Annotated in this window: 14 protein-coding genes and 3 tRNA genes; 8 read left to right on the top strand and 9 right to left on the bottom strand. The window is 46.0% G+C overall.

Annotated elements, in window-relative coordinates; all coding sequences use genetic code 11:
• The first annotated feature begins 470 nt into the window (after positions 1-470).
• The 5 genes from ACOCLE_RS22665 to ACOCLE_RS22645 all read left to right on the top strand — a co-directional run bounded on the left by ACOCLE_RS22665 (position 471) and on the right by ACOCLE_RS22645 (position 4,419).
• On the top strand, positions 471-1,373 hold the full coding sequence (locus ACOCLE_RS22665; RefSeq protein ID WP_419534355.1) for a 2OG-Fe(II) oxygenase: 903 nt from the start codon (positions 471-473) through the stop codon (positions 1,371-1,373).
• A 356-nt stretch (positions 1,374-1,729) separates the two neighbouring features.
• Positions 1,730-3,142, top strand: coding sequence for a tyrosine-type recombinase/integrase (locus ACOCLE_RS22660; RefSeq protein ID WP_419534354.1), 1,413 nt, complete (start codon positions 1,730-1,732; stop codon positions 3,140-3,142).
• Positions 3,143-3,163: 21 nt separating this feature from the next.
• Positions 3,164-3,358, top strand: a complete 195-nt coding sequence (locus ACOCLE_RS22655) for a hypothetical protein (RefSeq protein WP_419534353.1) — start codon at positions 3,164-3,166, stop codon at positions 3,356-3,358.
• Positions 3,355-3,615, top strand: coding sequence for a type II toxin-antitoxin system RelE family toxin (locus ACOCLE_RS22650; protein ID WP_419534352.1), 261 nt, complete (start codon positions 3,355-3,357; stop codon positions 3,613-3,615). The genes ACOCLE_RS22655 and ACOCLE_RS22650 overlap by 4 nt, the downstream gene beginning before the upstream one ends.
• Before the next feature lie 99 nt (positions 3,616-3,714).
• The gene (locus tag ACOCLE_RS22645; RefSeq protein ID WP_419534351.1) at positions 3,715-4,419 is read left to right on the top strand and encodes a hypothetical protein; all 705 of its coding nucleotides are present in this window, start codon (positions 3,715-3,717) and stop codon (positions 4,417-4,419) included.
• On the opposite strand, the gene tnpC is transcribed toward ACOCLE_RS22645, so the two are convergent.
• Positions 4,370-5,875 carry an IS66 family transposase gene (tnpC, locus tag ACOCLE_RS22640; protein ID WP_419532963.1) on the bottom strand — a complete coding sequence of 502 codons (1,506 nt, stop codon included), beginning with the start codon at positions 5,873-5,875 and terminating at the stop codon, positions 4,370-4,372. The genes ACOCLE_RS22645 and tnpC overlap by 50 nt on opposite strands.
• Positions 5,876-6,137: 262 nt before the next feature.
• On the opposite strand from tnpC, the gene ACOCLE_RS22635 reads away from it, so the two are divergent.
• Positions 6,138-7,217, top strand: a complete 1,080-nt coding sequence (locus ACOCLE_RS22635) for a restriction endonuclease subunit S (RefSeq protein WP_419534350.1) — start codon at positions 6,138-6,140, stop codon at positions 7,215-7,217.
• 64 nt (positions 7,218-7,281) lie between these two features.
• The gene (locus tag ACOCLE_RS22630; protein WP_419534349.1) at positions 7,282-8,289 is read left to right on the top strand and encodes a restriction endonuclease; all 1,008 of its coding nucleotides are present in this window, start codon (positions 7,282-7,284) and stop codon (positions 8,287-8,289) included.
• Positions 8,290-8,637: 348 nt separating this feature from the next.
• Here ACOCLE_RS22630 and ACOCLE_RS22625 read toward each other — a convergent pair.
• Together ACOCLE_RS22625 and ACOCLE_RS22620 are read right to left on the bottom strand one after the other, a co-directional pair.
• Positions 8,638-8,713, bottom strand: a tRNA-Thr gene (locus tag ACOCLE_RS22625).
• A 181-nt stretch (positions 8,714-8,894) separates the two neighbouring features.
• Entirely contained in the window at positions 8,895-10,862 is a 1,968-nt protein-coding gene (locus ACOCLE_RS22620; RefSeq protein WP_419534348.1) for a choline/carnitine O-acyltransferase, read from the bottom strand.
• Positions 10,863-11,179: 317 nt separating this feature from the next.
• On the opposite strand from ACOCLE_RS22620, the gene ACOCLE_RS22615 reads away from it, so the two are divergent.
• Positions 11,180-12,223 carry a transposase gene (locus ACOCLE_RS22615; protein ID WP_419533005.1) on the top strand — a complete coding sequence of 348 codons (1,044 nt, stop codon included), beginning with the start codon at positions 11,180-11,182 and terminating at the stop codon, positions 12,221-12,223.
• Between the two features lie 3 nt (positions 12,224-12,226).
• Here the strand turns inward: ACOCLE_RS22615 and ACOCLE_RS22610 are convergent, their stop codons facing one another.
• The 6 genes from ACOCLE_RS22610 to ACOCLE_RS22585 form a co-directional block, all read right to left on the bottom strand.
• Positions 12,227-12,598, bottom strand: a complete 372-nt coding sequence (locus ACOCLE_RS22610) for a hypothetical protein (RefSeq protein WP_419534347.1) — start codon at positions 12,596-12,598, stop codon at positions 12,227-12,229.
• Positions 12,599-13,195: 597 nt separating this feature from the next.
• Positions 13,196-13,282, bottom strand: a tRNA-Leu gene (locus ACOCLE_RS22605).
• 50 nt (positions 13,283-13,332) lie between these two features.
• Positions 13,333-13,419, bottom strand: a tRNA-Leu gene (locus ACOCLE_RS22600).
• Between the two features lie 244 nt (positions 13,420-13,663).
• A complete protein-coding gene (locus tag ACOCLE_RS22595; protein ID WP_419534346.1) occupies positions 13,664-13,987 on the bottom strand; it encodes a helicase in 324 nt (107 codons plus the stop codon).
• Positions 13,988-14,259: 272 nt separating this feature from the next.
• Positions 14,260-14,532, bottom strand: a complete 273-nt coding sequence (locus ACOCLE_RS22590) for an HU family DNA-binding protein (RefSeq protein WP_419534345.1) — start codon at positions 14,530-14,532, stop codon at positions 14,260-14,262.
• Positions 14,533-14,734: 202 nt separating this feature from the next.
• On the bottom strand, positions 14,735-14,902 hold the full coding sequence (locus tag ACOCLE_RS22585; RefSeq protein WP_066015243.1) for a rubredoxin: 168 nt from the start codon (positions 14,900-14,902) through the stop codon (positions 14,735-14,737).
• Positions 14,903-14,934: the final 32 nt, after the last annotated feature.

Genomic DNA, 14,934 nt, shown 5'->3' with positions numbered 1-14,934 from the left:
GGCAACTTCCCTGTGTATTCTTTTTCATTAATTGCAAAGAAAAGGAACAACCAATTAATCTTGATTAACTATTAATTGTTTTTAAATTATCGATAATTCCCGCCGGCACTATTGAATAGATAATACTCCCTTAAACAACAGGCATCTTAATAAGGTATAGTTATTGAAAACCATTAATTCAATGAAAAAAACAAGTACACCTTGCAAAAATTGTTTCATAATTAAAATATATTTTTAATTATAAATAATTTTAAGAAATGACTAATAGAACTCCTTCCTGGGGAGAACCTGTTCCCTGGTTTCATGCCCACACCACCTATAACCCGCGATTTGCGTTTTCCAGTGTCGCCGGTCGTTTTGTTGGATTAATTCTTCTAGGTAATTGTGCGGCTCCACCTGCAAAAAAATTCATAAATGAAATTAAAAATTCAAATTTAATAACTAATGATGATAAATGTGTTCGATTTGCCTTGACTCTGAATAAGCAAGATCTGGAGAGCCCACTGGCACTCTCTGCATTTCCCAAACAACGTATCTTTTACGATGAAGATGGCAGTATAGCCAGAGAGTATGGGGCACTGGGTTACGACACAGAATCTCAGCAAGAGTCTTTCTATCCGTACTGGCTAATACTTGATCCAACTCTGCGAGTCTACGCTAAAGGCAGCATTGATCAACCAGCAGCCTTTATTAAAGCCATGCAAACCCTTCCTAACCCAGAGCACCATGTATCTCAGAATATTGAGCTCTGGGCCCCAGTACTATTGGTACCAAGAGTTCTTGAAACGGGACTGTGTGAAACTCTCATGCACTATTACCAGGAAGGACAACCTGAACCATCTGGCTTTATGCGCACAGTAGATGGAAAAACCCTGGAGCTTAGAGACAACAGTGTGAAACGCCGCACCGACGTCAATATTGATGATGAAACGCTACAGACGGCATTACGACAGAGAATAAAGTCTCGGCTGGTTCCGGAAATAGCCAGGGCATTCCAATTTCAGGCCACACGTATCGAGCGCTATATTGTTGCCTGCTATGACGAAAACGATGCCGGCTTCTTCAAAGAGCACAGGGATAACACCACGAAAGGTACTGCCCACCGCAGGTTTGCAATTAGCATCAACTTGAACAGTGACGATTACGATGGTGGGGAGCTCTGGTTTCCAGAATACGGAAACCGTAAATATAAGCCACCCACAGGAGGAGCCATTGTATTTTCCTGTTCATTAATGCATGCAGCAACCCCTGTCACCAGAGGAACCCGTTATGTCACCCTACCATTCCTCTATGATGATGCAGCAGCAAAGGTGCGGGAAGCCAACAACCGGTTTCTTGGGGATGGAGTAGAGCCTTACCAGTGTGATGATTAGGCACTCATTCTTAAGCGATGAATTAAACGACGGAAAAATATAACTAGAAATCTGTGAATACAAAAAAGCCCCAGGCTATGCTGAGGCTTTAATGTGCCTGATTTCTCAGGGCTTCGTATGGTGCCGGCACCAAGAGTCGAACTCGGGACCCACTGATTACAAGTTGAAAGCACTATAGTTCCACAAAATTCCATAAACCCCCAAAAAGCCTCTACAGACCTTGAATAAAAAGGGATTCAGGGTTATACCTTATTCTTTGCAATTCCGTAAAACACCTCTTAAGCCCGACCGAAAGTGGGCACAATAGTGGGCACAAATTTCTATAGCATACAGACTAATAAAAACAGGTAAGGCCAATGGCACAACTGTCCGCCCAGGGACTAATCAGTATCAAGAAAAAACTCAGTGAACGAGTGGGTGGACGTGGTGATGGGTCATTACTTTTCATCAAGCGTGAAAGCGGAACTGTAGAGGTATACTACCGCTATAAGCATCAGTGCAAAGAAGTCAAAATCAAGATAGGGCATTACAGAGCTACCAGAGATGGGCATGGATACACTCTGGCAGAATGTCGTGATAAAGCTCAAGATCTGGCACGTCTGCGCCGTGAGTGCCACGGGGACCTGAAAGCACACCTTGATAACCGGAATAAGCTGCAAGAACAAAAGAGGCTGGAAGAGCTGCAGCTACAAGAGATTGAAGCACGTAAAGGCTCATTTGCAGACCTGATGGAGTCCTATGTCAAAGATCAGGAAGCACAGGGCAAAGAAAGCGCTCACCAGTCTCGCCAGGCTTTCAGACTGAATGTGCTTGATGCCTATCCCATGATCTCAGCGAAAAAGGCCAAAGATGTAACACCTGACGACATCGTCACTATCCTGGCAGCAATCCACCAGCGCGGCTCTGAAGTAGAATCCGTTCGGGTTCGGGCGTTACTTCACGCCTGTTTCAACTTCGGCATCAAGGGCGACTACGATCCGACGCGGATTACCGAAAAGCGATTTTTTATCCAACATAACCCGGTGACAGCCACCAAGAAAAACACCAAGGCCTCCAAGCCCGGTAACAGGGTATTGAGCCATGAAGAGGTCCGGCTGCTCTGGCACAACATTGGCAACACCCATCGCGTTGGCTTTGTCCTGGCCTGTGCCATCCGCTTTATGCTTGCCACCGCAGGGCAGAGGCCCAAACAGTTACTCCGGGCAACCTGGCAGGACTACGACTTTCAACGAAACTGCGTTACCCTGATAGATCGAAAGGGACGGCAGGGAACGGAAAAGATACATGTGGTACCACTGACCAGAAGGGCAATGGCGATCCTGCGAGCTGTAAGGGAATTCTCTGGTTCATACCCGTGGCCGTTTTGCTCGGGAGTGAAAGGCCGTAGCGGAGCCAGTAAGGGCGAGCTGATGCCGCTTACTCTGGAGTCACTGAAAAACGGTTTTATCCGCTATAACAAAGCACTGGCTGAACAGGCCACCAGCGAGGACAAGCCAGTACCAGAGTCTTTCACGGCCAGAGACATTCGCCGCACGGTTAAGAACCTGATGATTGATGCCGGAGTTAATCGGGAGCAGAGAAACCTGCTTCAGTCTCACGCCCAGAACGGTGTGGATGTGAAGCATTACGATCGGCATGAGCATCTGCCAGAGAAGCGGGAAAGCATCCGCCGATACGATGCCCTGCTGGATAAAATCCTGAAAGGGGAAGAGACCACCCTGGTGGATATGGATACCTATCGCCAGCAAAAAGAACTCAGCTTTTCATAATCAACTAAAGGGAACACTGCCATGAAACCAGACAGCAGCCCCCAGTACATCACCGACGATCAGGGCAACCGGGTATCCGTCGTTTTACCAGTGGATGACTACCAGGAACTACTGGACGACCTTGAAGACCTGGCCGCCGTTGCCGAGCGCCGGGATGAAGAGTCCGTTTCACACGACGACGTAATCAAGAGCCTGAAGGCCAGCGGCAAGCTATGAGCCGTTATACGCTGTGCTGGAAACGTTCTGCCCTGAAGGAGCTGGAGAAGATGCCTAAGACCACAATCGCCAAGCTAGTGGCTCTGGCGGAGTCTCTGGTGGATGAGCCTCATCCGGATGGTTGTCGCAAGCTGGCAGGTACCGATCACACCTGGCGGGTCAGGACAGGCAACTACCGTCTGGTGTATCAGATAGACAACGGGCAGTTAATTATCGAAGTGATCAAAGTAGGTCACCGTAAGGCGGTTTACCGCTAATTCTTGCTTTGGCCAGTATAGGGTTGTACCCGAAAAGACAGGTTTCCCTGCTGTTTTGACTGGTTAATTAAATCGGGAATCAATCAGGATCAAATAAGAATGAGTGAATGTCTAAAACACTGGTTGCTCACTGATAACTACACCGTAGATGAAGCCGCATTACTATTGGCTGGCATTGAACCTTATGAAGTAGGCAGAGATGTAAAATTAGCACTTAAAGAAAAAAAGCCCAGAGCTGGCAAAGCTGCTATTTACCGTATGGTGCTTAATAAAGAAACTGCTGATGGCGGAACCATTCCCCGAATACATTTTACGGAAAGGCCTGATCCTGCCACCGCTGAATCATTCACAATTACACAATATTGGCGTTATTGGTTCTTGTCGAGAGAATCCATTTTAGATTTCGCTTCCAGAAGAGGCTTGGACTTTCCTTACGGCTGCCCAATTGACTCCTGTAATAGCAATTATAAAGATCAAAATCAGAGCCTTGTAATTGAGCCATCTGAAAATAGTAAGAATACTTACCTTTCAATCATCGGTGCATTAGTTACTGTGCTTGCTGAATTTGACGAATCCAACGAGCGACCTTTAAAAAACAGGAAGATGGTTCGCTCTGACGGCATTTCCGCTAAGGCTGTAGCGGACATCATTAGTGAACGCTTTGAAGGCACAGAGCTGCCACTAAAACGCTCCAATACCATAGTAAAAGAGGCTTTGAGGCTAATCGAAAAAGCTGAAATACCTTGCGCGGTAACTATTCAGCACCCAGCAAAGGCGTATTGTTGTAATTTCGAACCGCTTTAAGAAGCGCCTGAAATATGTTCAACCCCTGCTTTTTAGCAGATGATAAATAGCTTCGGATTCGGGTAAACATGGTACCTCCGTCTTCGCTTCTGAAGCAGCCTGAGATCTTCTGCTTAAGTTTGGCCATCCTGGCATCACGTTCACTGCCATTGTTATCGAAGGGAATTGAAAAGTCCGACATGAAGCGCAACGTTTCAACCTTAAACTCAATAAGCCTTTTGAACAGGTTGTAGGCCTTGGTATTCCTGACCTTCTTACGTCCAAGCACCTGTCGTTGTTTTTCCATATAAGCGGTTTCCTTCGTGAGAGCCCTTTGAAGGATTTGGTCGTATATCGTCTCAATGCGAAGCTGTATTGCACCAGGCATTTGAGTCAGACCGGCTGCTTTGTATTTCTTGCAGAAGTGCCAGGAGAGCGTAAGCAATTTCATCAGCCGCAGAGCCAGCTTATTCGCATCCCTATCGACAACTCCCTGAAGCTCTCTCAGATGATGGGCATTACAAAGCACATGCACTGCCGCATAGGCAAAGTAGGACTTCCAATGATCGTGAACCAGAATGCCTGCAAAAGTCAGCAGGATGCCCATTGCATCCATTGCTTCACAACCTCGCCTTTCTGAGAGGTAGTAAAGCGTCCATTGGTCATCTCGCATAATGTGTAACCACCACAGTGAACCGTCAACCCGCATGCCAGTTTCATCCGCTCCTGCAACCGGACTTTCTTGTAAAGCATCGCGGATACTCTGCTCAGTAGAGGCCAGGTTCTCATGGGTATAGGCAACAAAATTGGCAACAGAGCCTGCGCTGACACTCATGCAATAAATAGTATTGAAATACTCAGACACCCGGTGATATGGGATGAAGTGATACTGGTTTAAATGAACAGCCATTGCCTGAGTCACTTCTCCGTATTGAGCAGCGGCTTTCACTCCTTGGGGAAACTCAGCGGTGTTCCGTTTACCACAAGGACATACTTTAACGTCTGCCCAGTACGCGGTAACTTCAAATTCTCCGGGTCTACCTGGATCAAAAACCTGTCGCTCAATGTATTTGGTGGGTTTAATATCGATAAGCGAAGACTGGCAACAGCAACATTTTTCAACCTTCAGATGCCTGACATAATCGGGTAAGGCGACACGTCTCAAACAAGAGCCTTGATGACCTTTCTGGCCACCTGGTTTATTGCCTGAAGATGGTCTAAGGCTTTTGGGGTTCGGTGTTTCCTGTGAGGAGCAGGGGGCTTCTTTGGAAGATGTATCACCTTTATCACTCCCTTTTTTACTGGGCTTTTGATAACCATCTGACGATGGTGGCTTACTACTGTTTTGACTGTTTTTATTAACCCTTTCTTCCAGTTCGCTGCAACGTTCCCGTAAAAGCGCATTCTCGGTCCGAAGCTCTTCATTCTCTTTAAGGAGAGCTTCGGTAAACGGAGTAGCTGGGAAGTCTGGTTCCATACTGGAGATTTGTTAGAAAAATTGAGTATAAGATGATGGTCGAAAAATCAGAAAATTCCAGATTTATATGAAGGGTGCTGAATAGTTACCTGAAATTAAGAAAGGCTATACACAATTTGCAGATGGCGATATTGCTATTGCCAAAATCACACCTTGCTTTGAAAACAGTAAAGCTGCTGTTTTTTCTGGTTTAACGAATGGTGTAGGGGCGGGTACTACAGAGCTTCATGTTGCACGATCTTTCGGAAATACCGTCAATCGGTTGTATATCCTTCTATACCTGAAAGCACCGCAGTTTCTAAAAGTTGGTGAAACAAAAATGACAGGCTCTGCCGGTCAGAAACGGGTACCAAAAGACTTTTTTGCTGGAAACCCACTTCCGTTACCACCTTTGGAAGAACAACACCGCATCGTCGCCAAAGTCGATGAACTGATGGCTCTGTGCGACCAGATTGAGCAGCAGACCGAAGCCAGCCTGTCCGCCCATACGACACTGGTAGAAAACCTGCTGGCAACCCTCACCACCAGCGCCAATGCCGAAGAGCTGAAGCAGAACTGGCAGCGCATCGCCAGCCACTTCACCACCCTGTTCACCACCGAAGCCTGCATCGACATCCTTGAAAGGAATATTCTTGAGCTGGCGGGCTCTGGTAAATTTTCAAGTACTGCTCCTCACTCAATAAATAATAAGGTAAGCCTTTTAAGAGAAGCCTCTGAAGACAAGGTGTCTTTACTTGAAAAAGGACATGTTAGAGTTGAAAGCATCAAGCCAATAGATATTCCTGTCCCCTACAGTTCAATCCCTGAAGGCTGGGTTCTATGCCAATTGAATGATGTTACCTGCTGCCTAGACCATAGAAGAAAACCTATCAAAAAGTCAGATCGTTCGGAGGGTCAAGTTCCATATTATGGAGCCAACGGGCCTGTAGGCTTTATTGGGGAGCATCTTTTTGATGAGGAGCTAGTTCTTGTGGTTGAGGATGAGACTTTTATAGGTCGAACTAAGCCGTTTTCGTATCGAATTAGCGGCCCTTCCTGGGTTAATAATCATGCTCATGTACTGAAGTGCACTTCGGTTATACTGCCTGACTTTTTGAATATTTTGCTCTCTTACTATCCATTTATACCACTTACATCAGGGACGACAGGCCGCAAGAAGTTAACAAAGAATACTCTTCTACAAATTCCTATCATCGTACCTTCGGTTGATGAACAACGCTTCATTATAGAGAAGGTGCAGTCTCTAATGGCTATATGCAACCAAATCAAAGCCCACCTGCAACACAAGCAGCAAACCCACCTGCATCTGGCCGATGCCTTGGTAGAGAATGCACTCGCTTAACTAAATACATTTGTCCCTGATCGTTACTGACTGGAGCAATTTTCGACGTATGGAGAAAGACATAATGAAAACAGGGTGGATGATACGAGCCGGTGAAGGTGGTCGCTTTGCTGATGAGTTCAAGGAACATAACGCTGTAGCTATTGGCTGGAATGAACTCGGCGATCTGCGTACTTACCAGACAACTGAAGCCATTAGAGACGCTTACATCAATTTGTGGGGCAATGCCAAGCCAGCCAGAACCAGTAATGCTGTAGCAATGATTCGTAAATTCCGAGACAGCATTAAAAAAGGCCAGATGGTGATTACCTATAACCCGGAGCTACGGGTTTACCATGTTGGTGAAGATGTTGGCAGCTACCAGTTTCAAACATCAGACAGCAATATCGTGGGAGAGTACGTCCACACTCGCCCGGTAAAGTGGCTGGGGGATGTATCAAGAGATACCCTAAGCCAAGCCTCCCGAAATAGTCTTGGATCAACACTGACTCTGTTTTCACTACCGGAACCGGTGATAACTGAACTGAATGCCAGGCTGCATGGTGAAGTTCCAGACTCTACCTCTGAACCATCAGATAGTGAAGACGAAGCTTTCGTTCAACTAAAAGACCAAACCATTGAGCAAAGCCACGAGCTGATCAAAGACAAAATACAGGCTCTGCTCCCAGATGAAATGGAGCAACTTGTTGCTGCACTGCTTCGTGGTATGGGTTATAGAACACGAGTATCGCCAAAAGGCCCTGATAGAGGCGTAGACGTATTTGCTTCTCCCGATGGGCTGGGGCTGACGCAACCACGCATCAAGGCCGAGGTAAAGCATCGCTCTGGCAGCATGGGTTCTCAGGCCATACGAAGCTTTCTGGGCGCTCTGCGGGATGGAGACAGTGGACTATTCATCAGCACAGGGGGCTTCAGCAAAGAAGCCAGATATGAAGCAGAACGTGCCACCGTACCACTAACGCTGATCGACATTGATGACCTGGCCAACCTGATTGTCACTCACTACGAACAGTTTGATGTTGAGGGCAGAACCCTGCTACCACTGGTAAAAATCTACTGGCCTGCGGACTAAGCTGCAGGCATCCCGCTTACTACCTGCTGTTTTCCAAAAGCCAAATGCTGAATTTTCACCAACTATGGGCACTGGCAGAACAGGATTATCAATAGGCTATTTGCTTGGAAGAATTCATCGCTGCATAGGTTGAAACTGAACCACTAAAAAAAGGGGAGATCAGGTTCAGCATTCCCTCTCAAAATCAAAGAGCAGTTAAAAAACGTACTGATCAGAAATAAACGAGTGTGGATATGAGCTTGAAATAGATTCAGATGATGATTTAGAAAGTGGGCACAATAGTGGGCTCAAATCTGCAGATACGAAAAAGCCCGTAGTGCTTACTATCACTACGGGCTTCTCGTTATATGGTGCCGGCACCAAGAGTCGAACTCGGGACCCACTGATTACAAGTCAGTTGCTCTACCAACTGAGCTATACCGGCAAGGAACGAGGTGAATAATATTTATGCCGGGTGTATTTGTCAACTTCCATCTGCACCCTGATGCTTATTTTATGCTTGATCGCTTCCAAACCGACTGGACTCATTTATTGAGCATAGTTCCCTGCTGCTGCACTCACCCCAAAAGGGTATCATGCATATTGTTATTGCTCTTGCTCTAGGGTCAGGGCTGCAGCTGCCTCCGCTCAATGCCGAGCATCCCAAGCAACTGATTTGCGGCCTTCTCCAGACTGGCAACAAATACCTGGCCTTTTTCATTATCTTTCTGCCAGCTTACGGTCACTCTCAGGTCATGTTCTGTGGGATAGTAGGCAATTCCCAGCCCGTCATTTTCGACAGGCCCAAAGACAAAACGGCTGATACTTTCGTTTGCAACACATGACGTGGACAAAGTACTCTTTTTAACTAAATCCTGATAAACGGGGTCAGTAAATAGCGCTGGTTTATCAGCAACTTCGTTTGGGTGAAGCTCCTCCCATTTTTTTTCAAGGGCAAACAGGTGGCGACAGATACCCTCCCCCGCCTTACAGTCTTTAATTTTTTGCTTGTGCGCATCGAGGGCATTTCTTAACAACTCAGCTTTTGCATCATCCGATACATCGCCACGATCAAGAGCAGCCAGGAATTTCATCACTTCAGGAGAGTAACTGCGCAAATCATCTGTTCGACCATGCTTAAATTGCCTCATTGAAACTGACTCATAAGTTGGAGGATGGTCATAGCCGGCATGATAGGCTGCCAGCTGAAACACTAGCTGATAAAAAGCATCAGGGCTGATTTTCATGCCTTTCAATACGGCTTGACTGATGTTGTGGACATTAACCTCTTTCAACTCAACCTGAGAGAGATCACTTTTAAAGTGATCTGAGGCACTTGCCAGTCTGGACCTCATTTTGTCATCTATTTCTGGAGCAAGTCGCTCTTCATTAGACGCAAGCTCTCCATCCCAATGCTCAGCACTATTCAATAACTTAATTGCTCGGTTGGCCATAGGAAGCCAAGCACCGGCATCTGCCGCACTATGTTCAATAGTGACACCCACTTCGCCTTTATCCATACAAATAAATTGAAGCGACTTGTCAAAGCACCGGTTACTGCCGATACCTGCCAGCAGCTGTTTTCCACTATAGTCTCCACCACCAGAGTCATCCATACAAACACAGCAGAATGCATCTTCAACCTGTTGCCACACGTTGCGGTTGGCTTCACTGAATTCGACAAAGTCCTTTTGAAGCTCAGCGCATTCGTTTCGATTACCTGATGTCATTGGTGTTAAATCAACGGCATCGTCCTGCTTTGGCTTACGGCTAATCTCGGTGAGGGTATTAGCAAGGTTATGCACACTGATTTTCTTTCCAGATTCATCAGATACTTGTACTCGATAAAGCTGTCCCTTTGAAAGCACAATGATGTGTTGCGCTTTTCCCTGAGGACAAGGAATAAGCTCATCCTTATCTTCGCAGGCTTTACGGTGACCGAACAGTTTCTCAGGTTGACTCATACAAAGGGCCTTACCCCTTTCCTGGTCAACGGCCAACCTTTTTTCCTGAATCATTTTCAGGTGCTCATGAGCACCAAGAATCGCACCGGACACAGTATAAAAAGAATGGGTCTCCTCCGAAGAGGTTCCAGTATCAACTTCTGGCAGATTTAATTTCAAAGCAAAACTGACATTAATGGGGGTGGCCAATCTCAGCTTGAAGTACATATCATCCCAATAACGACCAAACCATCCAGCCTTAGTTAAAGCATCATTTTCAAGGGCTTTTTGCAGGTCAGTCGCATCACTCGAATTAAAGTCACCAAGCTTTTTCATAAAATTTGCAACGTCGCTCTCAACCCACCTTCCATCCATCTTCGCAGGTAGAGATCTTAGTTTGTTAAAGGTGGATTGCCACTGAGGCAAAGGTATGGGATCAACTTTCCCTGCAGGAGTAGTAGTAAATGCAGCCAGAGGCTGAGTAAGAAATGGACATGCTGAGTCACTCGTTGCTGTTTTAGTTTTAGCTTTTACTTCCTGTACCAGGACTCCAGAAGGCATCTTACCTGGCACAGAGTGAATGCCCGAATGAGTCAAGCTTGTGCCTTGCGCCACACAACCTGCAACATCTTTACCAGAAACAGAATCCACATTTATACCTTTATCACCTTAATAAACTCGTGTTTAGACCCTTATCAAATAGACAAGTTCGGAAGGCGGTAAAGCTGTATCAAGAGAGTAGATTTAGTGAGCAACGGTCATCAGAACGATGGAGCTTCCCCACTTATTTATGCCTGGAAATAGTACTCCAAGGTGGCAAGCAGGCTATGCATCCCGAAAGTTACGAGAGTTCAGCCCATAAAACAATGCATCACCTGCGACACTACTGGTGAAGATATTAATAGGACTTTCGCATTGACAGGCAGCTGTAAAAATTGCTAGATCAGCAAAAAATAGCGGATGTCGTCGTGCGTAGAAAGATAACAAGACCTACAACAGCTGGGTGTGATTTGCCGAAATATACAGGGTTTCTATTGTGTGAGCCGAAATCAGCAACCTGTACTCGCCTTAGTGAGATCGGAGATATGTCACACCACAGCGTTAACCGTTTTCTACAACGTGAAGACTTTGCTCCCAATGACCTTTTCATGGAAGTAGCCGCAAGGCTGATTCTTGATGGGGGCACGCTATCGGTTGATGATACGGTGCTGGATAAGCCGTACAGTAACTACACGGCATTCATCGGCTATCATTACTCGGGCAAGCATCATAAAGCCGTCAAGGGCATTAATCTCATAACGCTCTATTACACCGATATCAAAGGCTATAGCCTTCCTGTCAATTTCCGTATCTATGACTCTGCGGACGGAAAGTCCAAAAATGATTATTTTCTCGAGATGCTGAAAGAAGTACTTGTATGGGGCTTACGACCTGCATTTGTTACGGGGGATTCCTGGTATAGCAGTGCCGCAAACCTGAAGACTGTGAAAAACAACGGTCTGGGTTTTATGTTTGCCGTTAAAAGCAACCGTACTGTTTCTATCCAAAAGGGTGACTACCAACAAGTGCAGAGCCTGGAGATTCCTGAAGAGGGAATAACCGTTTGGCTACGTAATTTTGGTTCTGTGCGTTTGTACCGGACGCGGCTAAAAAACGAGCTGCGCCATTACGTCGTCTACACACCCCATGCTGGATCAGAGGTATCACCACAGGTAGGCTTTAATGAACTTCACCTGCACCATTGGGCGATCGAAGAGTATCACCGGGCGCTGAAACAACTCTGCAGTATTGAGCGCTTTCAGGTGAGAGGAAAGCAGCAGGTCAGGAACCATATTTTTGCCTCTATCTTTGGGTATGCCTGCCTTCAGGCCAAGAAAGTATCTGAATCTCTCAGTAGCATCTATCGCGTTAAGAATGATGCGCTCAAGGATGCTATTTGGGACTTCATTAAGAGCTTCTCTGATGGTAAAGACTGGCTGAGACCATCTTTTATCAGAGCTGTCAATGCGTAAGTTCTAATTAAGAAGAATCACAAGAATATTGACATAATTATCAACCATTCCAGTGTCAGCAAGCACTTGCTGTAATGCTTCGATTTCCAAGGCAACAAGATCTGCAATAATCGCTTCTTTTGAAATCACAATATCCAGCGATACAACCGCTCCAAAGAGAATAAGCGTTCCACTGGTTATGATGTAATGCCACCTTCGACTGGCTTTAGAAAGTGTCGTCAGTAGCAGCAGTAAAAGTACGGAGTAGCCTATAAAGCCAAAAGCGGGAAACCATCGATAGATTTCGAAGTACAAGGAAAACATTCCAAGGGCAAAAAACAGGAAGACAGAGCCCAACCAAAAGCACAAAAAGCGACGATTCAGAACCGATGACATATCCAAGCTCTCTAATCTGAGAAATTTTTGTGATATATCGGCAGCTTCCTGAGGAAGGTTAAAAGCAGTATGGAGTGCACTGGAGTTATTTGGGGAAGAATGAAAAAATTATTAACTCAACCGATTACGGTCCGCCCGTATTAAAAAGTTCCTGAATGAAGTGTGCTTCAGTGAGGGCTCCCACAAACAAAAACAGATCCTTCCTGGATCTGTTTTTCTCCCTATGGACTCCTGTCCAATTGGTTAGGCATCCTGCCTGATAAAATCCCTGCTTACTCTGACCGTCATCCTGAAGATCTGGACATCCTGTCCACTGGCTCCCTGCCAAAGTACTTCCCTGATTTGTCAGCCGTTTACCTTCCTGGCTAAGTAGACTTCCTGTCACAGCTGACGGTTACTATAGTGCGGTTTTTACGTATGCTTTACAGTCAGGAAATCACCATAACCTGTGTGAGACATTTGCTATAGATGACAATAGTCTTTTACCTGACCTGCGCTTTACCTGCCAAAGTAGCAAAAAAGATCTGAGATAAAGAGAGAAGAAAAAGCAATACATACAAAAAAGCCAGACTGAAAGTCTGGCTTTTTTGAGAGAATTGGTGCCCAGGAGAAGACTCGAACTTCCACGCCCTTTCGGACACTAGCACCTGAAGCTAGCGCGTCTACCAATTCCGCCACCTGGGCATAGCTGAAAGCGTTGTTGATTGTGATGACAAGGCAGAAATCATTTGATTTGGTGCCCAGGAGAAGACTCGAACTTCCACGCCCTTTCGGACACTAGCACCTGAAGCTAGCGCGTCTACCAATTCCGCCACCTGGGCCTTGTCACCGCCGTTCAACATCTCAGCGATGCGGCGCATATTAGAGATCGCTGGTTAGACTGTCAACCACTTAAAATAAGATTGATAAAAGATTATGGAAGGTACGGATACTGACTTCGGTGATTGGCATGTCATCGGGGAGGGAGAAATTCTGTACTCCTGTCCATCGTCGTCAGAAACAGGAGTGAAAGATTGGATTTCAGAGGCTCTCAGAGATCGACTCTCAATGCTCGGGAGATAATTATTACCCTTTCATGGCACTGGTCATGGTTTGAAACCACATCATTTTACTGAGATCTCCAGTAGCAACGATATTCTGCTCCTGAACACCACGCATAAACGCTTCCTGGGCATTTTTTGCTGTCAGAATCTCAAACCCTTTTGCGGCACTGGAGAAAGAGAGTTCAAATGTTGGCTCAGTCGTTGCTCCAGAGACAGGGTAAACCTGCTGGTCTTTCACAATATAATGGCGGGCTACCCCATCCTTACTGCTGAGCTGAAATGTCAGATCCTGACCTTCCAGTGTTTTTTGAAATGAGGGGTTTTTACGACTGGCACGTTTCATCATGAAACCGAGTGCCCACAACAACAATTTGAATTTCACTATTTCAGTCCCGAACTCTGCAGATAAGAATGACTGCCTGCCAGCACCCGGCACATAAAAAGAAAACACTTTCCCATGGAGCAACTTGAAAAAGCTGGCAATGGAAAAATGCTTTCTGAGTGGTTATGCAAACAGTATTCATGAAGATGGCAAAACCAATATCAGGCTTACCATGCTATGGTCACCTGCAAAACGCCATCAAAGTCGTCGACTGCAACTGACCAGATAGAAATCTATCAGTTTACGGCGTCTTTCAGCGCTTTACCTGGCTTGAAAGCAACCGTCTTGCTTGCCTTAATCTGGATGGTTTCACCGGTTTGAGGATTTTTACCGGTACGGGCTGCACGGCTGCGCTGTTCGAAAGTACCAAAACCAACCAGGTTTACAGAATCTGCTGATTTCATGGCACTCGTGATGGCTTCAAGAACGGCATTAAGGGCCAGAGAAGCCTTGTCCTTGCTGATATCGGCTTCGTCAGCGATGACATTTACCAGATCTGGTTTACGCATAGGGAATACACTCCGTTTTGTTTTTCTTGTTTCTTCCCTTGAATCAAGGGTTTCTCGCTTCCTGAGCAAGGACAGCACGAGCTCTTGACTACAGGTGTATGGCTCAAAGACAAAAACAGACTAAAACACCGCCGCCCTCAGGGCAATAGTCTGGACCAACTGTTTGCAGGATTTTTGTCAGAAATCCACGTTTTTCTGTCTATCAACTGACTTCCATCATCTCAAAGTCAGCTTTGCCTGTTCCACAGTCCGGACAGAGCCAATCCTCTGGGACATCTTCCCAGGCTGTTCCGGCGGGTATGCCATCTTCAGGCCATCCGGCAGACTCATCATAAACAAAACCACAGATAATACACTGCCATTTTTTCATCATTCTCTCCGGCTCATACCTTCTGAAAACTG

The organism is Endozoicomonas sp., assembly GCF_965196975.1.
Lineage (GTDB): Bacteria > Pseudomonadota > Gammaproteobacteria > Pseudomonadales > Endozoicomonadaceae > Endozoicomonas.
Note: the sequence above shows the minus strand (reverse complement) of the source record. Positions and strands in the feature narration are given on the sequence as shown.